Here is a 23,928-nt window from a genome sequence, read left to right on the forward strand (position 1 = left end):
CTATTTCTTTAGTATGCTAAATTATGCTTTTTTTATAAATTAAAAAGCTCCCTTAAGGGAGCTTAACATTGTTTTATGATAACCCAACAATATTTCCATCTTCATCAATATCAATATTTACAGCATTTGGAATTTTTGAAAGTCCAGGCATTCTCATTATATCACCTGCTAAAGCTACAACAAATCCTGCTCCAGCGGAAAGTTCAAAATTTCTAATTGTAAAATCGTAGTCTTTAGGAGCGTTTATTTTCTTGGGATCATCTGAGATACTGGATTGAGTTTTTGCAATTATAACTGGCAAGGTGTCATAACCATGTTTCTTTAGAAATCTTAGTTTGCTCTTTGCAGTATCTGTGTAAATAACATCTCTAGCACGGTAAATTTCTTTTGCAAGAATCTTAATTTTTTCTTCAAGGCTCATATCATTTTTAATTAAAGGTGTATATTGATTCTCTACAATATTTTCTAATACAAGGTTTGCAAGATCAATCGCACCTTCGCCACCTTTTTCAAAAGCGTAAACTAATGCATGGGGTGTTTCGCAATGTTTTGAAAATTCTTCCAGTTCTTTTTGAGTGTCGGTATTGAAAACATTAAGGGTTACAACAACAGGGACGTTGTATTTTTTCAAATTTTCAATATGGGTTTTTAAATTTTCTAATCCTTTTATCATTGCTTCAACATTTTCTTTATCAAGTTCATTTTTCTTTAATCCACCATGATATTTTAATGCTTTAATAGTGGCAACTATAACTACAACATTTACATCGTATCCCGCTGTAGGTGCAACAAAATCAAGGAATTTTTCAGCACCAAGATCGGCTGCAAAACCAGCTTCTGTAACAACATAGTCTGCAAGTTTTAGGGCCATTTTGGTTGCGATGATACTATTTGTCCCGTGAGCGATATTGGCAAACGGACCTCCATGTATAAAAGCTGGAGTATTTTCTATGGTTTGCACAAGGTTGGGTTTAATTGCATCTCTTAACAGTGCTGCCATTGCACCTTGAATTTTTAAATCTTTAACCTTAATGAGTTTTTTATCATAACTTTGTGCAACAACGATATTTGAAATTCTTTCTTTTAGATCTGTAATATCCTTTGCTAAACACAAAATTGCCATTATTTCAGATGCAGCTGTTATAATAAAACCATCTTCCCTAGGATAACCGTTTGCAGAACCTCCAAGGCCAACTACAATCTGCCTTAATGCTCTATCATTCATATCCATAGTTCTTTTCCAGTATATCTTTGCTGGGTCAATTCCAAGTTCGTTACCAAACTTAATATGGGCATCAATTACGGCAGACAGAAGATTGTGTGCAGCAGAAACAGCATGAATATCACCTGTAAAATGAAGATTTATGTTTTCCATTGGAAGAACTTGCGAATACCCTCCACCAGCAGCTCCACCTTTGATTCCGAAAACGGGCCCTAAAGAAGGTTCTCTTAAAGTAACTATAGATTTTTTTCCAATTTTATTTAGAGCCATCGAAAGTCCTATACTGGTTGTAGTTTTTCCTTCACCAGCTGGAGTAGGAGTCATTGCAGTAACAAGTATTAATTTTCCATCTTTTTTGTTTTCAAGTGTTTTAAGTATTTTTGTGTCGACTTTGGCAATGTATTTTCCAAATGGTTCTAGAAATTCGTCACTAATACCTATTTGTTTTGCTATTTCTTCAATATTTTTTAAATTAGCTTTTCTTGCAATGTCAATGTCACTTTTCATGACTATCCTCCCTTATTTCAAATTTCGTATATCCATTCTTACTTTCAATTGAGATTTTCAGATTCATCTGATTACAAAGTTGTTTAACAAGAAAGAGACCTAATCCATGACCTTTGGAGCTTCTCGATTTGTAGAATCTTTCAAATATCTTTTCTTGTTCTTCTTTACTAATTCCAGGACCGTGATCAATTATTTCAATTTTATTTTCCGATAATTTTATCTCATATGGTGGTTTACCATGAAGAATAGCATTTTCAAGGAGATTTGATATAATTCTTTCTAAAGCTTCTTTATTGGCAATAATTGTCCCATTTCCGCTGAGAGATATTTTAACATTATATTGTTTTTCTTTAAGTTTTACTATTTTTTCTGTTAAAGGTCGCATGTCAATTTTTTCTGTTGTAAGTTGATAGTTTTTAGATAAAAGCAACATATTTTCTATTAGTTCCTTCATTTTATATGCAGTCTCCCTTATTGATTCTACCGATTCTTCGAGAATGGTTTTGTCTTTGTAACCCCATCTCCTAAGCATCTCAGAATATCCAATAAGGTTTGCTATAGGTGTTTTTAATTCATGAGAAACATTTGAAACGAACTCTTCTTGGAGTTTGTAATTTTTTTCTACTCTATCCATTAATTCATTGAATTTTTCAACTAATTCATCTATTTCATCGTTTGTATTTGGTTTAATAAATCTGAATCCAAGATCATTTCCTTTAATATTTGCGAGTTCAGTAACAAAATTTTTAAGGTGTTTCATTGAATTTTTTGAAACAATATACGTTAAAAAGCTTGTTAAAGAAACAGCCAAGATATATATAAGAAAAAATCGCATACGAATATCATTTAAAAATCTCATTATTGGAGTAATATCTTTAGCTACTATCATTTTTTCATTTATTTTTAAAAAATAAAATGTTCTATCACCTATTTTTTGTAAACCACTCATTTTTATATCTAAATATCCTAAATTATATGGATCGGAGAGTACTTCTCCGTTATAAATGAGATAAAAATCTCTTTTGGAATTTTGCAGGAACATTCCCCTCATTATTCTTTCCATGGTACCAAACCCATGCTTGTTTAAAAATGTGGCAGATTCTCGCAAATCGTTTTTTATTGAATTTATTGCAACAGTTCTAATTGAAAAATAGAAAGTTATTAATACAATTGATAAAACGATAGCAACTATTAAAGTTGTAAGATAAGTAATTTTTGAAGTTAAACTCATACTAATCCCCCAGCTTTTCAAGTTTAATTTTTTCAATTTCTTTTTTTGTGAAATAATATTTTGTATTACACCATTTACAGACGACTTCCGTTTTTTCTTTATTTAAAAGAAAATTTAAATCTTCCTTAGTCAAGACTTTAAGTGATTCGTATGCTATTTCTTTTGAACAATCACATTTAAATTTTACCTCTTTTTCAAGTATTTGTTCAATTGCGTCTCCGAAAATATAAGTTATTACATCAAGAGGGCTGTGATTTGATAGAAAATCACTTATAGGTGTAATTTCTTTAAACTTTTTTTCAATTTTTTCAATGATTTTTTTATCAAGACTTTTGTCGAGAATTTGGATAATAATTCCGCCTGCCTTTTTGATACCATTTTTGTCTATTAAGACACCTAGTGCAATGGCAGACGGAATTTGTTCAGAAACAGTAAAATAGTATGCTAAATCTTCCGCAATTTCTCCGCTAATTAAAGGAATAGGAGTGACGTAAGGATGTTTTAATCCTAAATCTCTAACAACTTTTAAAGTTCCTCCTCCAATTGCCGATTTTAAATCAAATTTTCCTTCTTTATTCAACTGGTAATCTAAGATAGTTGGTGATATATAACCTCTTATATTTCCATTATGTTTAGCTTGAGCAACAATGCTTTTGAGTGCACCACGACCTTCGATAATGTAAGTTAATCTTTCTTTTTCAGATAACCATGGAATCATCAATGAAACTCCAGTTAAAAGGCGTCCCAATGCAACTGCTGGTAAAGGAGATAATTCATGTTTTTTTTGTGCAAAAGCAACTAATTGTGTACTATCAATTACAGAAAATCTAACTAATGCGTTATAAGCTATACCGTGTTTTAACATTTTTTCACCCTTTAATTTAAATATTTGTTGGTTACATCTTTAACAGCTTCAAAATTGTCGGAAAACATTACTTTTTTGACTTCAAAATCAAGTAATTTGTTTTTATAAATAATTTCTAGAATTTGATCAACATGTTTTTGAGAAGGAACAAAAAGAATTGGTAATATATGGTATTCATTTTCCCCTAAAAGAACTAACCAATAAAACGGTGTGTTCCTCATGTTTCCACCTCCTATGATTTTTTGCGATTCTGTGAAACTAAGAAAAGAATAATGGAACTGGTGGAACTTTGGAACACTTAAAAAGAAAAGCGGAGAAAATGCGGGCTAAATATATTATACACTATTTTTTTATTTGGGTTCAATATTTTGGTTTTTCTTTAAAAATTTTTCAAGTTGTGGTAAAATAGTAAAGAAAAAAGTAGGGATAAAAAAAAATAAAAAAGGAAGGAGTAGGATAGTGAAATGGGAACTAAAACAAATTAATAAGGAGTTGGTAGAAAAGTTTTCAAAGGAACTCAATGTTCCTTTTTTAACTGCTCAGTTATTAATTAATAGAGGTTTTACAGATTTAAATAGTGCTAATAGATTTATTTATCCGAAGCGTGACCACCTTCGCTCGCCATTTTTATTAAAAGATATGGATAAAGCAGTAAATTATTTACTTATGGCTAGGGATAAAAAATATCCCGTGTTTGTTTATGGTGATTATGATGTAGATGGTATAACTGGTGCAGCAACATTAGTTAGCTTTTTACGAAAATTTGGTTGGAATGTAGATTATTACATTCCTAATAGGTTAGATGAAGGATATGGAATTCAACCGAATATGATTGAAGAGTATGCAAAGAAAGGTTATAAAGTTTTATTGAGTGTTGACTGTGGAATCACGAGTTTTGAAGCAGTCGAGAGAGCTAGAGAATTAGGAATGATCGTAATTATTACTGATCATCACTCCGTCAAAGAGAAGATACCAAATGCACATGCTGTTGTTGATCCTAAGAGACACGATGATCCATATCCTTTTAAAGATTTTGCTGGCGTAGGAGTGGCATATAAATTAATCAATGCAATTGCTGAGAAATTAGATATACCAAGGGAAGAAACAGATGCTTTACTAGATTTAGTAGCACTGGGAACAATAGCTGATATGGTAGATCTAGTTGATGAGAATAGATATATAGTAAAAGAAGGTTTAAAAAAGTTGAATGATACAAAAAGAGTGGGACTTGTTCAATTGATGAAAAAATTGAATATCACCAATATTTCTAGTCAAGATATTGGATATAGGGTTGCGCCGAAATTAAATGCTGCTGGAAGGCTCTACTCTGCTGAAGATGCTTTCAAATTGATAATGACGGAAAGTATTTCTTCAGCAGAACAACTTGCGGAAATTTTGATGGGATATAATTTCACCCGCCAAGAGATTGAAAATAAAATATTTGAAGAAGCTATTGAAAAGATTGAAACATCAAATCTGAAAGACCTTCCACTTCTAGTAGTTTATAGTAAAAATTGGCATGCGGGAGTTTTAGGTATTGTTGCTACGAAGTTAGTTCAAAGATACAACAAACCTTCATTAGTTATTACAATTGAAGATGGAGTAGGAAGGGGCTCAGGTAGAAGTGTAGATGGGGTTAATATTTTGGAGGTATTAAGTGAATTTTCGGAGTTTTTTGAGGAATTTGGTGGACATCCGATGGCTGTTGGTTTTAGTATAGCTGAAAGCAAGATAGAAGACTTTATAGATGCAATTTCCAATCGATTTAATGAAACATTTTTCAAATCGGATACAAAAATAGAAATAGATGCAATTTTAGGAATAGATGAAATCGACGAAGAAATATTAAATGCTTTGAGTTTTCTCGAACCATATGGACATGGAAACCCGGAACCGGTGTTTATGATAAAGAATTCTGTAGTTGACAAAATAAGGTTTTTTGGAAGTAGTGGAACAAATGTAAGAATGAGCCTGAGAGGTAAAAATCGGATAATTGAGGGAATTGGTTTTGGACTTAGAAAAAGCTACAACGAAATCCCAGCAATTCAAACATTTTTAACATCTCTAGATGTTGCTGCAAATATTAGGCAAAATGGTGTTGGGCCAATATTGAATGTTATTGATTTTAAAGTTTCTTCTTCATCAGATGAAGAATATAAAGATAAGTATTTTATATATTCTTTTACAAATAACTGGAAGAATCAGCATTCAAGTGATTTTGAACATTATTCAACTTCCGATGAACTTGCCCAAAGGTATGAGAAAATCGAAAAGTATCTTAATATTAATAGACCTTTTGTCTTACAATCTGATCCTTCAACCAGGAATGCGTTTTTAATGCTTTTAATGCGGAAAGGGCGAACACTTATAGTGAATTCCACAAATATAGATGCCCTTCACGTCTATGAAAGTTTGTCTAGGCATTCACCGCAGGAACTTTCATTTGTCAATTCATTAAGTAGAAAATATTCAAGTCATGTAATTACAAATGCAATAATGGTTATCGAAGGAGAAATCAATATTGATGATTTTGATTTCATTGTTTTGAATGAAATTCAATTTCTTTCTTCTCTTTCTTATGATCTATTTTCAAAGCTCATTTCAAAGATAAGTAAAAAAGAAGTTATTATAACTTCTTTGTATAAATTTGAAACAAATTTACCATTATACATCGAGGAAAAGAAATTAAATTTTGGTTTGGAAGATAGAAGAGAAAGTGATAAAACCGTCAAACATGATTCTGAAGCAATAGCATTCTTATTTTCTAATTTCTCGTACGTAACAAAATTTTATGAAAAACTAATTAAAAATGGATTTTATTACAAAGATTTGGTTTTTTACAGCCCTATCCTTGAACCTTTCCAAAAACGTGCAATAAGTACTCTTGTAAAAAAAAGAAGGATTAAAAAAATTGTATGTTCTACAAATTCTGATGGTTTACCTTCAATGCTCCAAAACGGTGTTGAAATAAGATTATATGATTTTCCTTTAACAATTAAAGAATTAATTGACGCCGTTTCTGGAGACTCATATTCAATTTTACAACTTTTTTACAACAAAGAGGATGCACAACGAAGATTGAGACATCTTAGAAACATATTCCCGGATGAGAAAACAGTGAAAGAAGTTTTGCAAGTGATTGAAAGTAAGAATATAATAGATGAAGAAACGATTAGGAAATTATCTGAAGAGCGAAAAATACCTTTGAAAGTTTTAAAATCGATAATAAAAGATTTTAAAGAAAAGAGACCAATTTTAAGACTTAAAGAACGAGAAGTTGAAATACCATATTTTGAAAAATATACAATGAGGCTATTAAATACACCTGTAAAAGATATTTATAAGATGATAGAGGAAAGGGATATGTACGATGTATTTTTACAATTGTAGGTGAGAAATTGATAATTGCAATTGATTATGGAGAAAGCAAATGTGGTTATGCTTTTGGCGAGAAGTTTATTAGAAAAAGTGGTACTGTCAAAAGAAGTGAGTTAAATAATATTTTAAAAAATTTCAAAGAAGTAGTTTTAGGTTTTCCTTTGTCTATGAGTGGAAATTATTCCACTCAAAGTTATAAAGTATTAAAGTATGCCGAAAAGCTTTTAAGAAAAGGTTTTAAAGTTTTCTTATATGATGAAAGGTTAACAACTTCGATGGCGGCATCTTTCGGTATAAAAGAAGATGACACTTTTAGTGCAAGACAAATATTCCTAGATTATATATCTAATCCAAAAGTTGCTCAGGAATTTAGGCTTTTAAAGGAATTAGAAGAAAGAAAGATAGAAGTTCCTGGAAAAGTGTTATACTACGAAAGTTTACCTATTAAAAATTTGAAAGGTGATGTTTGTACCAAAAATTATTCTTTAGCTTATTTACATATGAAAAAAGGCAATTTTGTATTTGGGAATCCCGATACAATTGTAGAAAAATATGATTTAATAATTACTCAAAGAGAGGATAAAGATAAAGTAGGTAAATATTTAAAAAGCGATGGGCAATTGTTAGTGATATAGGTTTGGGTTTGTGCCTGTAGCTCAATTGGATAGAGCACTGGACTCCGGATCCAGAGGTTGCGGGTTCAATTCCCGCCAGGCACACCAAAAAATGAAAGGGGGAAATTCCGTGGAAAAGTTAAATAATTTGTTGAATGAAAAAAACATTGACGCGTTGTTAGTTATAAACATTGAAAATTCGAATAATGCAACTACTAGATTTATATCAGGTTTTTCCGGGAGTTTTTCGGTAGTTTTATTTACAAAAGATAGAAGAATTATAATTACTGATTCAAGATATTGGGAACAAGTAAAACTTGAAACGGAATTTGATCTTATAAAATTTCAAGGAAGTCAAAAGTTAATAAATTTAGTTGTGGAAACGTTGAGAAAATTAGATGTGAAAAGTGTCGGCATCGAGAAAAGTAAAATTTCTTTAGCATTATTTGAATCTTTAAAAGAAAGTTTGGATATTAATTATGTAGACGTCACTAATGAACTGTTAAATTTAAGAGCTGTCAAAAATGAAATTGAGATTGAAAAAATCAGAAAAGCTATTTATATAGCTGAAGAAGCTTTTAAAATGACACTTGAAATAATAAAGCCTGGTATAACTGAGAAGGAAGTAGCAGCGTACTTAGAATACCAAATGAAACTTTTGGGTGCTGATAAGATTGCGTTTGAAACAATTGTAGCATCTGGTTGGCGTGGGGCCCTCCCACATGGTATAGCTAGTGAGAAAAAAATTGAGAAAGGAGAACCTGTAGTTGTTGATTGGGGTGCAATTTACAAAGGGTATGTAAGTGATTTAACCAGGGTGTTTTGCATAGGTGAACCAGATGAAAAAGTGAAAGAAATTCACAAAATAGTTATTGAAGCTCAAGAGAGAGCAATAAACGGTGTGAAATCGGGTTTAACCGGTGCAACAGTAGATAACATGGCAAGAGAGTATATTGAGAAAAAAGGATACGGAGAGTATTTTGGCCATTCACTCGGTCATGGAATAGGTTTAGAAGTCCATGAAGAACCAAGGTTTGGACCAACGTATAAGAAAGTAATTCCTACGAATTCAGTTGTAACGGTTGAACCAGGGATATATCTTCCTAATGAGTTTGGAATAAGGATTGAGGATGATATTCTTGTAACAGATAACGGATGCGAAGTTTTAAGTAGTTTGCCCCGAAACATTTTTGTAATATGAAGAAAAATAATAAAGATAACATAGGAAAAGAAATTGTAAAGTTAAATCTTGTTCTTGTATTTGGAACGACTGTACTAGGAAATATAATAGTAGGATATTTTTTGGGTAGGATATTTGATTGGCTGTTTAAAACAGAAAAGTTATTTGTAATAATATTTTTATTCTTTGGAGCAATTTCTGGAATATATAATGGAGTAAAACAACTTTTAAAGGAAGTTGAGAGGATTGAAAAACGCAGAAAGTAGTTTTTTTAAAAAAATTATATATGTTATAATCACTGTGTACGTTTTGGTAACTGTGATCTCTTTGTTTACAGTAAAAAGTAAAGTGTTTTTAATTTGTTACAGTTTGGGAACATTTGGGGCGATTTTGTACACGTATTCATTATACCGTGACATAATTAATATGTATAATAAGAAGAAAAGAACTACAAAGGGATTTTATATTAGATATCTTTTCTCGGCAAGTCTTTTTTTACTTGGAGCTTCTCTTTTTGAAAAGAAAACTTTAGCTGTTATTAGTGTATTTCTGGGGTTAATAAATGTAAAACTAGCAGCGTATATAGCAGGCTTTCTGTTCGGAGGTGACCGACGTGAAAAAAAGAGCTAAAAAAGGTTTGATAATTTTTTTAGCTATTTATTTTGCTATAGGAATAGTTAATGCAATTTACTTTGTCCCAAAAGATACGAAAGAGGTTACCCAAGGGATTGCAAGTAGATGGATTGTGCAAATTTCAGAAAAAAGTGCTTGGTACACTAGATTGAATCCGTTGACAATAATTATGAGCTGGGCAATAATAATAGGTTTAATTATCTTTGCTGTTAAAGTGGGGAAAAACTTTAAGATAATTCCTGATAGAAAGCAATCTTTTACAGAATCTATACTTGATTTTATGTATGAAATAGTAGAAAGTGTTATTGACGATCCACGCTTTGTTAAGCCTACCTTTATTATTTCAACCACTTTGTTTATCTACATTGCTGTTTCAAATATTTTAGGTGGAGCTGTCCCAGGAATAAATGTTTCACTTTCAGCAGGAAGCGTGAAATTTACTTTATTTTCTGATACATTTTTTGCTCCCACTGCAGATTTAAATACCAATTTGACATATGCTATCATGGTGTTTTTTATAAGTCATGCTTTTGCTATTAAAGTTAAAGGAATAAAGGGTTGGTTAAAGTCATGGTTTGAACCGAATCCTATAATGTTTCCTATGAACGTTATTGGAGAACTTGCAAAACCACTTTCGCATTCGTTGAGGCTTTTTGGAAATATTGGTGGTGGAGCAATTTTGACTTTTATTCTTTCATATATGGTAAAATACCTATTCTTGCCAGTAGTTTTCTGGGGATTTTTTGGGTTATTTGTTGGTTTAATTCAAGCTTTGGTGTTCTCAATGTTAGCAGTTGCATACATATCAATACAAATATCATAAATTTATCAAGGAGGTAGATATCATGGATAACAGTTTATCAGAAGCTCTCATAGTTGTAGGTAAAGCAATTGGTGCAGGTTTAGCAATGGGATTGGGTGCTATCGGTCCTGGTATAGGTGAAGGTAACATTGGTGCACATGCAATGGATGCCATGGCAAGGCAACCGGAGTTAATTGGAACGATCACAACACGTATGCTTATTGCAGACGCTGTTGCAGAATCAACTGGTATATATTCACTTCTTATTGCTTTCTTAATCTTACTTTCATTATAATGCGAGGCGATTTAAATGGAAATGTTTGAAATTAATTTAACATCAGTTGTTCAACTGATGAGTTTTTTACTGCTTTTGTATGTGTTGAAAAAATTCTTGTATGATAAATATTTTGAGGTTACTGAAGCTAGAAAAGAAAAAATTGAAGGAGAAATAAAAAAAGCTGAAAGTTTAAGAAAAGAAGCAGAAATGCTAAAAGAGCAATCAGCGAAAGAGTTACAGGAAATAAGGGATAAATCTGACGAGATAATAAAAAAGGCTAAGGAAGAAGCTGAGAGAATAATCATGGAAGCTAGAAAACGAGCAGAAGATGAAGCAAGTAAAATATTGGTTTCTGCAAGAGAACAAATCGAACGTGAAAGGTCGGAAATGCTTTCTGAAGTTGAGCAAAAGGTTGGAGAGATAGCAATTGTATTAGCGATGAAGATTTTGAAAGGGACCCTTGATGAAAAAGCAAAAAAAGAATATTTAATGAAAGTTTTAAAGGGGTCTGAAAAATGAGGTATTCGATAGTAGCTGGGAAGTATGTAAAGGCACTTTTAATTGTAGCTAAAAAACTTCAAAAAATAGAAAATTATAAAGTGTTACTTAATATCTTAAATATGATATATACAAATTTTTCTAGTTTTTTAAATAATCCAACTGAGAAAATAGAAAAAAAGATGGAATTTTTAGAAATTATTTATAAAGAAGTATTAAGTCAAACCAAAGAAGCACAATACGATGATATTTTTAAAAAATTTGTGGAAATTGTTTTTGAGAATAAAAGACAAAAATATATTCCACAAATTGCTTTGATGTATAAATATGCTGCTATAGAAGTTGAAAACAAAATACCAGTAAAAGTTGTAAGTGCCACTAAATTGAGTGAGGAAGAAGAAAAAGTTTTAATTGAATTTGTAAGAAAGTATACGGAAAGAGAACCGATATTTGAGAAAGAGATTGATGAAGATTTAATTGCTGGAATAATTTTAGAGTTTGCTGGAAAAAGATTGGATATAAGTATAAAAGGAAGACTTGAAAAAATTGGTAGAGAAGTTTTTTCCTTAAGGAAGGGGTGAAATTTTGAGAATAAATCCCGGAGAACTTGTAAAAGTTCTGGAAACTAAGATAGAGAATTTTAAAGAGGATATGAATTTGGAAGACGTTGGGACTGTTATTCAAGTTGGAGATGGAATTGCAAGAGCGTACGGTTTAAATAATGTAATGACTAATGAAATGATAGAATTTGTTGAAACTGGAACGATAGGTATAGCATTCAATCTTGAAGAAGATAATGTAGGTATCATCATTTTAGGCGACTACAGAAATATAAAAGAAGGTCATACTGTAAAAAGACTGAAAAGAATTATGCAAGTACCAGTTGGTGAAAGTCTCCTTGGAAGGGTTGTTAATCCTCTTGGAGAACCTGTTGATGGTTTAGGTCCAATTGAAACAAGTGAGTATAGAGATGTGGAAGTAAAAGCACCTGGTGTTATTTATAGAAAACCGGTTGATACTCCTTTACAGACTGGTATCAAGTTGATAGATGCTCTTATTCCCATTGGTAGAGGTCAAAGAGAATTGATAATTGGAGATAGACAAACGGGTAAAACTGCTATTGTAATAGATACGATTATTAACCAAAAAGGAAAGGGAGTTTATTGTATCTATGTTGCAATTGGACAAAAAGCATCTGCGGTAGCAAGAATAGTTGATAAGCTAAAACAGCACGGAGCAATGGAATATACTACCGTTGTTGTTGCAAGTGCTGCTGATAATGCAGCTTTACAATACATAGCACCATATGCAGGTTGTGCAATGGGAGAATATTTTATGTATAATGGAAAAGATGCGCTTGTAATCTACGATGATTTGTCAAAGCATGCAGTTGCTTACAGACAACTGTCACTTCTTATGAGAAGGCCTCCAGGAAGAGAAGCTTATCCGGGTGATGTATTTTATCTTCATTCAAGACTTCTTGAAAGAGCTGCCAGACTTGATGAAAAATACGGTGGTGGTTCTTTAACTGCATTACCAATTATTGAAACTCAAGCAAATGATATATCGGCATATATTCCTACAAATGTTATTTCTATTACAGATGGACAGATATACCTTGAACCATCACTATTCTATGCTGGTCAAAGACCAGCGGTTAATATTGGTTTGTCAGTTTCACGTGTTGGTGGTGCAGCACAGGTTAAAGCTATGAAACAAGTAGCTGGTTCCTTGAAACTTGATCTTGCACAATATCAAGAACTTGAAACATTTGCTCAATTTGCAACAGAGCTTGATTCTGCTACGCAAGCTCAAATTATCAGAGGACAAAGACTTATGGAATTAATGAAACAAGAACAGTATTCGCCTCTTGAAGTTGAAGAACAAGTTGTGGTTTTATTTGCCGGTATAAATGGATATCTTGATGATATTCCTGTGGAAATGGTGCAAACATTTGAGAAAAGATTTTTACAATTTATACATGAAAATAAACAGGAGATTTTAAATAAAATAAAAGAAGAAAAAGTTTTAACTGAGGAAATTGAAAATGAACTTAGGAAAGCTATTGAAGAATTTAGAAGCGATTTTCTCAAGTTTCTTGGGAAGTGATAAACGATGAGCAGAGGAAAACTTTTACAGATCAAAAGAAGAGTCCAATCTACGGAATCTTTGAAAAAGATTACAAAAGCTATGGAAATGGTTGCAACAGCAAGAGTAAAAAAGATCGAGAAAAAACTGCAAAATGTTAGAGAATTTTTGAGAGAAACAAAAAGGTTGATTGAGAATGTTGAACTAGAAGGAAATCATCCTTTTTTGACGGGGCAAGGTAAAAAAGCTTTAGTAGTTTTGTCAACTGATATGGGTCTTTGTGGAGCTTTTCCTGCTGAAATTGCAAGATTTGCTTTGTATGTGATCGAAAAAGAAAACATTGATTATGTTTATTCAGTTGGGACAAAAACAACACCTTACTTTAGAAAAAATGAAAAAACAAAGAGAATATATGAGAGAGTTTATGATGTTCCAACTTTTGATTTTGCTAATACAGTAATGTTGGATTTATTGAATGATAATGTAGGAAGCGTTTATATAGTATACGGTCATTTTAAGAACAGATTAATGCAAAAACCTGAGGTAATAAAGGTGACACCTTTAGAGAAGAAGAGTTTAAAAGAGTCAAGATATGAATATGAACCAAATGTAGAAGAACTCACGGCATCGTTGTTACAATTTTATGTTTCAGCTAGTATCTATTCATTGGCTTACGAAACAAAAGTTAGTGAATTATATGCAAGACAAAATGCAATGAGAAATGCAACAGAAAATGCCGAAGAGGTCATAAGGGATTTGACTTTAGAGTTAAATAAAGAAAGACAAGCATCAATTACCCAAGAACTTATTGAAATAGTTTCTGGTGCTCAAGCGTTACAGGAGGAATAATTAAATAAGGAGCGTGGTATAAAGTGTCAAAAAAGTCAAAAGGAAAAATAATAAGAGTTATAGGTCCAGTAGTTGATGTACAATTCGAAGAAGGAGAATTACCAGATATATATGATGCTTTGATTGTAATAAATCCTCAAACTGGAAAAGAACTTGTTTTGGAAGTCGAGCAGCTTATTGGTGATAATGCCGTTAGAACAGTTGCTCTTGATACAACTGATGGTCTAATGAGAGGTCTTGAAGTAGAAAATACAGGAGAACCTATAAAGGTACCAGTTGGAAAAGGTGTTTTAGGTAGGATGTTTAATGTTATAGGTGAACCCATTGATGACCGAGGCGAAGTAAAAACCGACGTAGAATTTTGGCCAATTCACAGAAATCCACCTTCAATTACTGAACAATCAACTTCAGTTGAAATTCTTGAAACAGGTATAAAAGTCATCGACCTTCTAGCTCCATTTCCCAAAGGAGGAAAAATAGGCTTTTTTGGGGGAGCAGGTGTTGGAAAAACTGTTCTAGTTATGGAACTTATTAGAAATATTGCAATTGAACACCATGGTTTTTCAATGTTTGCAGGAGTTGGAGAAAGAACCAGGGAAGGAAATGAACTTTATCTTGAAATGCAAGAAGCTGACGTTTTAGATAATACTGTCCTTGTTTTCGGGCAAATGAACGAACCACCAGGAGCAAGATTTAGAGTTGCTTTATCTGCTCTTACAATTGCTGAATATTTCAGGGATGTTGAAGGAAAAGATGTGCTTTTATTTATTGATAATATATTCCGATTTGTTCAAGCTGGTAGTGAAGTTTCTGCTTTGCTTGGTCGTATGCCTTCAGCTGTTGGTTATCAACCAACTTTAGCAACAGATATGGGTGAACTTCAAGAAAGAATTACATCAACGAAAAATGGTTCTATTACTTCAGTTCAAGCAATTTATGTTCCTGCTGATGACATTACTGACCCTGCTCCAGCGACTACATTTACTCATCTTGATGCAACTGTGGTTCTTTCCAGAAGGAGAGCAGCTCTTGGTCTATATCCAGCAGTCGATCCTCTCGATTCAACATCAAAAATTCTTGATCCAAATATTGTTGGTGAGGAGCACTACAGAGTTGCTAGAGGAGTGCAAGAAATACTTCAAAGATATAAAGATTTGCAAGATATAATTGCTATACTTGGTATGGAAGAATTGTCAGAGGAAGATAAAATAATAGTTCAAAGAGCGCGAAAAATTGAAAGATTCTTAAGTCAACCAGTTCATGTTGCGGAAAAATTTAGTAATATACCCGGAAAGTACGTTCCAATTAGTGAAACAGTAAGAGGATTTAAAGAGATACTTGAAGGAAAATATGATGATCTTCCAGAAATGGCGTTTTATATGGTCGGAACTATTGATGAGGCAGTTGAAAAGGCTAACAAACTGAAGAAATAAAAATGCGTGGGCCGTTGGCTCACGCATTTGTTGGGAGGTGTTGATTTGATTTTGAAAATTTTTTCTCCTGATGGTCTAATATTTGAAAAAGAAGTAAAAATAGTAACTTTTAGAACTGTTGAAGGCGAAATGGGAATTTTGGATAAGAGAGCTCCTATGATCGGAAAATTAAAAGTTGATAAACTTATAGCTAAAGATGAAAATAATGAATACAAATATATGATAGATGACGGCTTTGTACATTGTGATGGTAAAAATGTTATAATAGTTACTAAGGGGGTTAAAATTCCTAAGGATATGGATCCACATATTTATATGGGGGGATGATTATGATTGCATTTGTGGTTGATTCATCTTTTGATATGCCCGTTAATGTCAAGCTAAAATACCCAATATATTATGCGCCATTAAGAGTATATATAGATGGAAAAGAGTATGTAGATAAAGTGAGTATGACAATAGATCAATTTTATGATATGCTGGAAATCGCAAAAGATTTTTCTACTTCTCTTCCAAATCCTAAAGAATTTGAAGATTTAATAAATAGACTGTACAAAGAATACGATCATATATATGTATTATCAATATCAAGCAAACTCAGTGGTACATATAACATGTTTAAAGCTGTTTGTGAACCTCTAGCTGATAAAGTAACGGTTTTAGATTTAAAAGCAGCTAGCTTTGAATCATATGCAATATATAGGGGAATTGTTCATTTTTTGGAAAAAGGCAAACAAATTACTCAGGAATTAGTAAATGAAATAAAGAAAAATACCAGGATCTTTTTTGGAGTAATGACTTTGGACTTTTTAGAAAAAGGTGGAAGAATAGGGAAAGCAAAAGCATTACTTGGAAGAGTATTAAGAATAAAACCTATTTTGACAGTAAATGAAGAGGGTGAAGTTGAATCTGTAGGGATGGCTAGAAAACTTACGTCTTTGTCAGAAAAAATAATTGAAAAGGCTGAAGAGTTTATAAAGGAAAGAGGATTAAAGGATCCGTACTTAATGGTTGGATATGGTAGCAAAAAGTTTATAAAGTACGTAGATGATATTAAAAAACATTTTGGTATAAAAGATGTAGTAGCACAAATAAGTGCCGCTGTAGGGGTGCATACTGGTCCTGAACTTTTCGGACTTGTTGTTAGCAAGTACTAAAAATAAAGAGGGGGGAAGGAGTTTACCTCCGAAAATATGGACAAACATTTAACTAGGTTGTTTTCTAAGTCTTTACCCGGAACAGATTTGATTGTGTTTGTGGCTATCTTTTTTTCGATAGGATTTACTTCCAATGTTTTTGCAAGTATTTTTTCTTCTTTTCTTACAGTAGCTAACACGATATTTACAATAGGGGTTTTAGGATATGCTTTGGTAATATGGAAATGGAATGCATTTTTGTTAAAAAACGAGGAAAAAGATAAATCGGTGTTTTATTTGTACTTAATTCTTTTTGTTTTATTCTGTTTTGCGTCGTATTTTGTTCCATGGTTATTTTTAATTTCTGGTATTCTTGTGGTATCATTAATATTAACAATAAATAAACGTGTTGGAAATGTTGTTAACGAGGAGGAAACATTATTATCTGATACGTGGTTGAAGTTGATATATACAATATTAACTTTTACGTTTTATTTAGTGGAGTTGGCTCCAGATGTGAATGAGAGAATGAGACTTAAAAATGATGTTTAAAATTGGAGGTGAAGTTTATGGATTACAGAATTTCGGTAAAAGGTTTTGATTTTACAAATGCTATGAAAAACTATCTTGAGAAGAGGTTGGAAAAAATTGACAGATTTTTGGAAGATAATGCCCATATAGAAATTAAATTTGAAAAAGATGCTGTGAACTTCGTTGGAAAATTTATGATCCATTATCTTGGAAAAGATATAATAGTGACAGAATCTGATACAGATATTTATGTTGTTATTGATAAATTGTCAGATTCATTTGAAAAAAAATTGAAAAGAGAGAAAGATTATGTAAGACCTAGTCATAAAGCAAATGTTAAAGGATTGGGAGAAACTTTTGCTGATGAAATGCCTGAAGAAGAGTTAAATGAAAAAATAGTAGCTGTAAAAAGAGTGAATTTAATGATTACAAGTATTGACGAGGCTATAGCTCAGATGGAAATTATGAAACATGAATTTTTTGTTTTTAGAAATATGGATACCAATGAGATTAACATGTTGATAAAAGGGAGAGACGGAAAATTAGTTTTGTATGAGTTTGAAGAATAATAGATTAAGCCCCAGATGGGGCTTAATTTTTTATGTGGTAAAATATTTATGATAACTTAAAAGGAGGTATTTTGTGGAATTTCCCTCTAAGATAGTATATGAAGGAATCTCTGAATTGTTCGAAAACGGTTATCCAAATGAAAAATTGCAAACTTTAATTGGAGAAGTCAGAAGTTATTTAAATGTAAAAGATGCAAACCTTGCAATTTATGAAGAAAATAGGGATGTTTTAAGAATCGTAGCAGGAGAAAAAGAACTTATTTCAAAAAAGATAAACAAAGCAGAGTTAATGAAATCTCCAAAAGTTGAAATAAATGGAGAAAGTTATTTTGTTGTACAATTAAGATTCGAAAAAAATATTATAGGGGCATTACTTCTAAGTGATGAAATTAGTTTAAAAAAATATGAAATTTATTTTGAAAGTCTATCTAGTGCTCTGTTTTATTCATATAATTTGTTCTTATCGAGAATGAAGATGACACGAATGGAAAAACTTCTTGAAATTACAGATGTGTTCGGGAATACGGAAAATATAGAGGATTTATTTGAAAAGTTTGTTAATGCGATGTTTGAGCATTTGCCTAGTGAAATAATATTTATTGCAAAAAAAACAGGTGAGGATTTTCAAATAGTAAAATCTAGACCAAAGGTTTATACTAATTTATTTATTCCAGGATTTTCAGACTTTTCGTTAAGTATTTTTGCTAATGAACCACAGATTATTATAAAGCCTAAGTTTGAAAATAGTGTTGTAGATGTAAAAATAAAATCTCTTATTACAGTACCTTTTGTGTTAAACAAAAATGATGAGAAGTATTGGTTAGTTTTTATAAACAAAACACATGGAAGAGGGTATATACCTGAGAAAAGCTATGAAAGTTTTGATCTTGATATTGCCATTGATGCAACAAAAAGGTTTCAGCTTGCTTTTTCTCGACTTACCTTTTATGAAAAATTAAAGAAAGAGATTGAAAAACTCAAGAAATTAAGAATTGAACATGAAAGACTTATAGAAAACCAAAAAGAACAATTAAGAAAGATGAATATGGTTCATTATATAAGTCAAGCTATGCGAAGTAGTTATGATCCTAAAGACGTTTTAAAAATTCTTTTAATTGGACTGACTTCTGGAAGAACATTAGGGTTTAACAGAGCCCTTTTGTTAATGAAAGATAGTGAAAAAGAAGTTTTAGTGGGAAAGGCTTGGATTGGTCCTGCAACTGGTGAGGAAGTTGAAAAAGAATGGAAAGTTGCAAATCAGCGGGCAATGAGATATGGAGATGTTGTGCAATATCTAATAGAAGAATCGATAGGTTTAACTTTGGATAACGAACTGACAAAGAAAATTAAAGGAAAAATTTTTCCATTTAAATCTCATAGATTTCTTGAAAGAGCTGTAGTGAGAGGGAAAATTGTACATGTGAATGAAAAGGTAATTTTAGAAACACAGTCTCCAGATTTTTTATTACCAATTCTTGAAACGAATGAGTTTGTAATCGTTCCATTAATTGGAAAGAATGACACAATTGGTGTAGTCATACTTGATAACAAATATTCCAAACAACCTATTAGTCCAACAGATATAGAAATTTTAAGGGTTATTTCAGATAGTGCAGGTCTTGCAATAGAGAATTCTATTAATTATTCCGAGTTAAGGGAAAAAACTTTGAATTTAGAAAAGCAAAAATATGTTATTGAATATCTAAAAGATTTTTCTGAATTGGTACTCCAAAATTTATCTGCCGCTGTAGTGGTTCTTGATAGAGAAGGTAAGATTACGGAATGGAATAGGAAAGCGGAAAACTATTTTAGAAAAAATAAGGAACAAATGTTAGGGAAAAAACTAAGTATCTTAGGTAGATATTTTGTCGATATTGAAGAAATGTGTAACAAAGTGTTATACGAAAAGAATGAAATTAAATTAACCGATTATCAAATTCAAATACTTGACCAGGAAAAGTTTTTTGACGTTTCTATTTCGCCGTTATGGGATGCGGAAAGGATCATGGTGCGTGGGACTATAATTACGTTTGAAGATGTAACAGAGAGAGTGTTTCTCGAACAAGAAAGGAAAAAGCAAGAAAAGTTGGCGGTGTTAGGTGAAATGTCGGCGAGAGTTGTCCATGAATTAAGGAATCCAATATCTGTATTGGGAGGTTTTATCAAGAGATTAGAAAAATATTCTGACGACGAAAATAAAAGAAAAAAGTATTTAAAAATAATTTCAGACGAAATTTTAAGATTAGAAAATATAGTATCGGAAATTCTCGAATTTAGTAGGGACAAAAAGGTTTTAAATTTTGAAGAATTTAATTTGAATGAATTAATTTCTGAAGTATTTTTATTGCACGAAGAAAAAATAAAAACAAAAAATATCATGTTTGAGTTTAAGACTGACAGCGAAAGAATTGAAATTTATGCTGATAAATCAAGAATAAAACAGGTTTTAATTAATTTGTTACAAAACGCAATTGATGAAACACCGGAAGGTGGTAAAATTGAATTTAGAGTGAAAAAAGAATTAAATACTGTTAAAGTAATTATATGGAATCAAGGCCAACCTATACCTAAAGAAATATTGAAAAAATTATTTACTCCATTTTTTACAACTAAAGTTCACGGAACAGGTTTGGGACTCCCAATTTGTAAGAAAATAATAGAAGAGGAGCATAATGGAAAAATTTGGGTTGAACCTACTGAAGATGGAAATTCATTTATATTTGAGCTACCATATAAAAAAGAAGGGGAGGCTTAAAAAATGCAAGAAATTTTATTGAAATCGAAAATTCACATGGCAACTGTTACTGACAAAAGTGTCGAATATATGGGAAGTATTGGCATAGATTTAGAGATTATGGAAAAAGCAGGAATAAAGCCTAATGAACTTGTTTTAGTGGCGGATGTAAATAACGGTCAAAGATTTGTTACGTACACAATTCCTGAAGAAAGAGGAAGTAAAAAAATAGTTATAAATGGTGCGGCTGCTAGATTGGTAGAGAAAGGCGATAAAGTTATTATTATGGCATTTGGAATATATTCTGAAAAAGAATATAAAGGTTCAAAAGTTTTGATAATGGACGATGGTAACAATATATTAGAAATTAAAGGGGGATGAAAGATGGTTTGCGAAAATTATGAAAAAAATCTTCAAAACTGTAATTGTAGTTACCCTGGTTGTCCTAGGAAAGGAAAGTGCTGTGAATGTCTAGCGTACCACAGAGAACGCGGGGAGTTGCCTGCATGTTACTTTACTGATGAAGAGGAAAAAACTTGGAATAGAAGTATTGAATATTTTGTAAAGAGAAGATAATATGGTATACTATGGACCAGAAAAATTGAAGAAAATTTGTGAAATTGATTTACCTGATGAAGAATACCTAATTGAATTTTTGTATAATTATAAAGAAAAATTAGATGTTTTTCACAAACATCTTATTCTTATTTCAATTTATTTGCAGAATAATTTTACACTTGTTGTAGGAAGTAACCCGGAAAACAAGGTTATTTATGGAGTAACTATTTCTAATCCATTTGAAAGAACACCATCTTTGTATAAAATAAAAGATTACTACAATGAAGAACTTGCAAATTTTTATAATACAATTTTTGAAAGTTCTAAAATTCCAAAAGTACAGGCTGGAATTTTGAGATTTCCAATTCAAACACATTTTTTAGCTGTAGGTGGAGATAAAACGCTAGTTTCAAAGGAAATGTTTAATGAAGAAGTGACTGGAAAGCCTTGGTTGAACTTTGCAAAAAAGGTTGATAACAAGATGTATGAAAAGATCATAGAACTCTCTAATGGTCACATCGATTTTTTAAGATCTTTTGTTACAGACGACGGAGTGTATTTTGTAGGATTAAATGATGGGGATTTTAGAAATCTTTATGCTGAATTTTTCTCATTTTTGAGAAATAAATACAAGTTTTCACCAGGTAAATTCTTTCCAATTTCTGGAGTTAAAGAAAAGGTTATAGGGATGTTTAAAATAGAACTTGAAGATATTAATAACGCTCAAATTTTTGATAAGATAAATATGTTTATTGAGGATTTCTCAAAATTTAAGGTTTTTTTAAGGGATATAGGGGGGATAGTATGATTAATCTCGAAAGTGTAGAAGCATTGCTTACAAAAGTTCCTGGAGTAAAGGCTGCGAAAATAGTCCAAGAAGGTGATGAGATAGTTGAGATACATATAGTTGCCGATAGTGAAAAAAGTCCAAAACAAGTAGTAAGAGATGTGGAAACTGTTTTGCTTGCAAGTACTGGATTAAAAATTGATAGAAGAATTGTTAGTGTTGCTCAAATTAAGGGAGATATTCAAAAAGCAAGAATTTTACCCTATTCGCTATCAAGTTTAAAAGTAGAAGAGAAAGATTCAAGGACAATAAAAGTTTCCGTCGTGATTGAGCATGGGAATGAGGAATTTTATGGCGATGCAACAGGTCCAAAAACTTCAAGGAATGTACCTATTATAATCGGGAATGCTATTTTAAATGCTTTAGCTGATATTCACGATTATGCAATTTCAATTGATGATACTATTGAAGTATACTTAGCAGGTAAAAAATTTGTTATTACTCATCTTACAAAAGAGTATAATGCAAGTGAAGAAAGTATCATAGGTGCAGCTGAAATAGAGAATGACAGATTCAAGGCAATAGCAGAGAGTGTTCTTGATGCATTTAGAAGAATATAATTTAAAAGTGAGGATTACATATGAAATATTTTGAAACCTGGGATTTTCCTGGCGATTTGAATATGGCAATTGATTATGTGCTTGGTAGGTTTGGATATCCCTTCCTCCGTTTTTACACCTGGAAAGTCCCAACCTTATCTTTAGGTGTAAATCAAAAAATTGAGAATATAAACTTTAAATTTATTAAAGAAATTGGATATGAATGTGTTAGAAGACCAACTGGTGGAAGAGCAGTTTTCCATTTTAAAGAGCTAACATATAGTGTTGTAATTCCAAAAGGTCATAAGTTCTTTAATTTGTCTGTTCTAGAATTCTACAAACAGATTTCCCTGATTTTAGTTGAAGGTTTAAATAATTTGGGCTTTCCAGTAGAATTGAGTGAGAGAAATCTTAAAGGTAATACCTCTGCATGTTTTGATTCCCCTTCATGGTATGAAATTACATTGAAAGGGTATAAAGTTGTTGGAAGTGCTCAAATGAGGACAAAAGAATTTGTTCTTCAGCATGGTTCAATAATTCTTGAAACTAATAATGAAATAAAGTATTGTTTTAAAAATATTGAACCAGAGGTAGCGCAATATGGTTTAGATTTACATATGAAAATCAACATATTTAAATTGAAAGATACCTTATTAGATGCTTTTAGTAAGTATTTTGAAATTGAAAAGTTAGAGAATTTCGATGAAATAATTCAACTTGCAGAACAGGAGAAGGAGAGATTTGTTTGCAAGGGAAATTATATGTGATAGGGACACCAATTGGAAATATTGAAGATATTACATTAAGAGCATTGAGAATAATCAAAGAAGTAGATCTAATATTATCTGAAGATACACGAAGAACTCTAAAACTTTTAAATTATTATTCTATTTCAAAACCTATAGATTCGTTTAACGAACACAGTTCTTCAAAAAAGAAAGAACGAATACTGGAAAAATTAAAAAAGGGAGAAAAAATAGCTTATATAAGTGATGCAGGAATGCCGGTAATAGCAGATCCTGGAACAGATTTGATAAGACTGTGTTATGAAAACAATATAGAAGTAGATGTGATCCCGGGGCCTAGCGCTGTATTAACCGCTTTGACAGCTAGTGGTTTTTACGGAAATAGATTTACTTTTTTAGGATTTATGCCCAGAGATAAAAAGAGGAGGAGACTTTTAAGGAAGCTGATAAAAGATGAGCAATTAACAAACATATTTATATTTTTTGAAAATCCCGAAAGATTGTTAAAAACGTTAAAAGATATATTAGAAATAATTGGCGATATTGAAATATTCATTGCGCGGGAGATGACGAAAAAATTTCAGGAATATTTTAAAGGTATAGTTAGTGAAGCAATAGAGCATTTTAAAACTGGAGTGAAAGGTGAATTAACGATAATAATGAAATTTGAGAAGAAAATTTAAAAAAAGAT

Annotated in this window: 27 protein-coding genes and 1 tRNA gene; 24 read left to right on the plus strand and 4 right to left on the minus strand. The window is 31.6% G+C overall.

Annotated elements, in window-relative coordinates; all coding sequences use genetic code 11:
- Positions 1–73: 73 nt before the first annotated feature.
- The 4 genes from BUB65_RS02895 to BUB65_RS02910 are packed head-to-tail and all read right to left on the minus strand — an operon-like array spanning position 74 to position 4,046.
- On the minus strand, positions 74–1,729 hold the full coding sequence (locus BUB65_RS02895; protein WP_073072002.1) for a formate--tetrahydrofolate ligase: 1,656 nt from the start codon (positions 1,727–1,729) through the stop codon (positions 74–76).
- A complete protein-coding gene (locus BUB65_RS02900; RefSeq protein ID WP_073072004.1) occupies positions 1,719–2,960 on the minus strand; it encodes a sensor histidine kinase in 1,242 nt (413 codons plus the stop codon). The genes BUB65_RS02895 and BUB65_RS02900 overlap by 11 nt, the downstream gene beginning before the upstream one ends.
- A gap of 1 nt (position 2,961) precedes the next feature.
- A complete protein-coding gene (gene hslO / locus BUB65_RS02905) occupies positions 2,962–3,825 on the minus strand; it encodes an Hsp33 family molecular chaperone HslO (protein ID WP_073072006.1) in 864 nt (287 codons plus the stop codon).
- Positions 3,826–3,836: 11 nt separating this feature from the next.
- Complete coding sequence (locus BUB65_RS02910) at positions 3,837–4,046, minus strand: hypothetical protein (RefSeq protein WP_073072008.1); 210 nt, start codon at positions 4,044–4,046, stop codon at positions 3,837–3,839.
- Positions 4,047–4,284: 238 nt separating this feature from the next.
- Between BUB65_RS02910 and recJ the strand changes: the two genes are divergently transcribed.
- The 24 genes from recJ (at position 4,285) to rsmI (ending at position 23,920) form a co-directional block, all read left to right on the plus strand.
- Complete coding sequence (gene recJ, locus BUB65_RS02915) at positions 4,285–7,215, plus strand: single-stranded-DNA-specific exonuclease RecJ (protein ID WP_073072494.1); 2,931 nt, start codon at positions 4,285–4,287, stop codon at positions 7,213–7,215.
- Positions 7,216–7,223: 8 nt separating this feature from the next.
- A complete protein-coding gene (gene ruvX / locus BUB65_RS02920) occupies positions 7,224–7,838 on the plus strand; it encodes a Holliday junction resolvase RuvX (RefSeq protein WP_073072010.1) in 615 nt (204 codons plus the stop codon).
- Between the two features lie 10 nt (positions 7,839–7,848).
- Positions 7,849–7,925, plus strand: a tRNA-Arg gene (locus tag BUB65_RS02925).
- A 22-nt stretch (positions 7,926–7,947) separates the two neighbouring features.
- On the plus strand, positions 7,948–9,018 hold the full coding sequence (locus BUB65_RS02930) for a M24 family metallopeptidase (protein ID WP_073072012.1): 1,071 nt from the start codon (positions 7,948–7,950) through the stop codon (positions 9,016–9,018).
- A complete protein-coding gene (locus BUB65_RS02935; protein ID WP_073072014.1) occupies positions 9,015–9,263 on the plus strand; it encodes an AtpZ/AtpI family protein in 249 nt (82 codons plus the stop codon). The genes BUB65_RS02930 and BUB65_RS02935 overlap by 4 nt, the downstream gene beginning before the upstream one ends.
- Positions 9,244–9,627 carry an ATPase gene (locus BUB65_RS02940; protein ID WP_073072027.1) on the plus strand — a complete coding sequence of 128 codons (384 nt, stop codon included), beginning with the start codon at positions 9,244–9,246 and terminating at the stop codon, positions 9,625–9,627. The genes BUB65_RS02935 and BUB65_RS02940 overlap by 20 nt, the downstream gene beginning before the upstream one ends.
- The gene (atpB, locus tag BUB65_RS02945) at positions 9,611–10,453 is read left to right on the plus strand and encodes a F0F1 ATP synthase subunit A (RefSeq protein WP_073072029.1); all 843 of its coding nucleotides are present in this window, start codon (positions 9,611–9,613) and stop codon (positions 10,451–10,453) included. Before BUB65_RS02940 ends, atpB begins: the two co-directional genes overlap by 17 nt.
- 22 nt (positions 10,454–10,475) lie before the next feature.
- Positions 10,476–10,727, plus strand: coding sequence for a F0F1 ATP synthase subunit C (locus BUB65_RS02950; RefSeq protein WP_073072031.1), 252 nt, complete (start codon positions 10,476–10,478; stop codon positions 10,725–10,727).
- 15 nt (positions 10,728–10,742) lie between these two features.
- Positions 10,743–11,228 carry a F0F1 ATP synthase subunit B gene (gene atpF / locus BUB65_RS02955; protein WP_073072034.1) on the plus strand — a complete coding sequence of 162 codons (486 nt, stop codon included), beginning with the start codon at positions 10,743–10,745 and terminating at the stop codon, positions 11,226–11,228.
- A complete protein-coding gene (locus BUB65_RS02960) occupies positions 11,225–11,788 on the plus strand; it encodes a F0F1 ATP synthase subunit delta (protein ID WP_073072037.1) in 564 nt (187 codons plus the stop codon). Before atpF ends, BUB65_RS02960 begins: the two co-directional genes overlap by 4 nt.
- A gap of 4 nt (positions 11,789–11,792) precedes the next feature.
- Complete coding sequence (gene atpA, locus BUB65_RS02965; protein ID WP_073072039.1) at positions 11,793–13,316, plus strand: F0F1 ATP synthase subunit alpha; 1,524 nt, start codon at positions 11,793–11,795, stop codon at positions 13,314–13,316.
- Positions 13,317–13,322: 6 nt separating this feature from the next.
- Positions 13,323–14,144, plus strand: coding sequence for an ATP synthase F1 subunit gamma (gene atpG / locus BUB65_RS02970; RefSeq protein ID WP_073072042.1), 822 nt, complete (start codon positions 13,323–13,325; stop codon positions 14,142–14,144).
- A 23-nt stretch (positions 14,145–14,167) separates the two neighbouring features.
- A complete protein-coding gene (atpD, locus tag BUB65_RS02975) occupies positions 14,168–15,577 on the plus strand; it encodes a F0F1 ATP synthase subunit beta (protein WP_073072044.1) in 1,410 nt (469 codons plus the stop codon).
- 45 nt (positions 15,578–15,622) lie between these two features.
- Positions 15,623–15,904: a F0F1 ATP synthase subunit epsilon gene (locus tag BUB65_RS02980; RefSeq protein ID WP_073072046.1), complete on the plus strand. Its 282-nt coding sequence runs from the start codon at positions 15,623–15,625 to the stop codon at positions 15,902–15,904.
- A gap of 2 nt (positions 15,905–15,906) precedes the next feature.
- Complete coding sequence (locus BUB65_RS02985) at positions 15,907–16,734, plus strand: DegV family protein (protein WP_073072049.1); 828 nt, start codon at positions 15,907–15,909, stop codon at positions 16,732–16,734.
- A 36-nt stretch (positions 16,735–16,770) separates the two neighbouring features.
- Complete coding sequence (locus tag BUB65_RS02990; protein ID WP_073072051.1) at positions 16,771–17,265, plus strand: hypothetical protein; 495 nt, start codon at positions 16,771–16,773, stop codon at positions 17,263–17,265.
- Between the two features lie 17 nt (positions 17,266–17,282).
- Complete coding sequence (hpf, locus tag BUB65_RS02995) at positions 17,283–17,813, plus strand: ribosome hibernation-promoting factor, HPF/YfiA family (RefSeq protein ID WP_073072053.1); 531 nt, start codon at positions 17,283–17,285, stop codon at positions 17,811–17,813.
- A gap of 73 nt (positions 17,814–17,886) precedes the next feature.
- The gene (locus BUB65_RS03000; RefSeq protein WP_073072055.1) at positions 17,887–20,568 is read left to right on the plus strand and encodes a GAF domain-containing sensor histidine kinase; all 2,682 of its coding nucleotides are present in this window, start codon (positions 17,887–17,889) and stop codon (positions 20,566–20,568) included.
- A 3-nt stretch (positions 20,569–20,571) separates the two neighbouring features.
- Positions 20,572–20,928, plus strand: a complete 357-nt coding sequence (gene panD / locus BUB65_RS03005; protein ID WP_073072058.1) for an aspartate 1-decarboxylase — start codon at positions 20,572–20,574, stop codon at positions 20,926–20,928.
- 3 nt (positions 20,929–20,931) lie between these two features.
- Positions 20,932–21,123: a DUF6485 family protein gene (locus BUB65_RS03010; protein ID WP_073072060.1), complete on the plus strand. Its 192-nt coding sequence runs from the start codon at positions 20,932–20,934 to the stop codon at positions 21,121–21,123.
- A gap of 1 nt (position 21,124) precedes the next feature.
- On the plus strand, positions 21,125–21,913 hold the full coding sequence (locus BUB65_RS03015) for a DUF4895 domain-containing protein (RefSeq protein ID WP_073072062.1): 789 nt from the start codon (positions 21,125–21,127) through the stop codon (positions 21,911–21,913).
- Positions 21,910–22,512 (plus strand): hypothetical protein, encoded by a 603-nt coding sequence (locus BUB65_RS03020; protein WP_073072064.1) that lies wholly within the window; start codon positions 21,910–21,912, stop codon positions 22,510–22,512. The genes BUB65_RS03015 and BUB65_RS03020 overlap by 4 nt, the downstream gene beginning before the upstream one ends.
- A gap of 20 nt (positions 22,513–22,532) precedes the next feature.
- A complete protein-coding gene (locus BUB65_RS03025) occupies positions 22,533–23,258 on the plus strand; it encodes a lipoate--protein ligase family protein (RefSeq protein WP_073072066.1) in 726 nt (241 codons plus the stop codon).
- Positions 23,237–23,920 (plus strand): 16S rRNA (cytidine(1402)-2'-O)-methyltransferase, encoded by a 684-nt coding sequence (gene rsmI / locus BUB65_RS03030; RefSeq protein WP_073072068.1) that lies wholly within the window; start codon positions 23,237–23,239, stop codon positions 23,918–23,920. The genes BUB65_RS03025 and rsmI overlap by 22 nt, the downstream gene beginning before the upstream one ends.
- Positions 23,921–23,928 lie beyond the last annotated feature (8 nt).

Source organism: Thermosipho atlanticus DSM 15807, from assembly GCF_900129985.1.
Classification (GTDB): domain Bacteria; phylum Thermotogota; class Thermotogae; order Thermotogales; family Fervidobacteriaceae; genus Thermosipho_A; species Thermosipho_A atlanticus.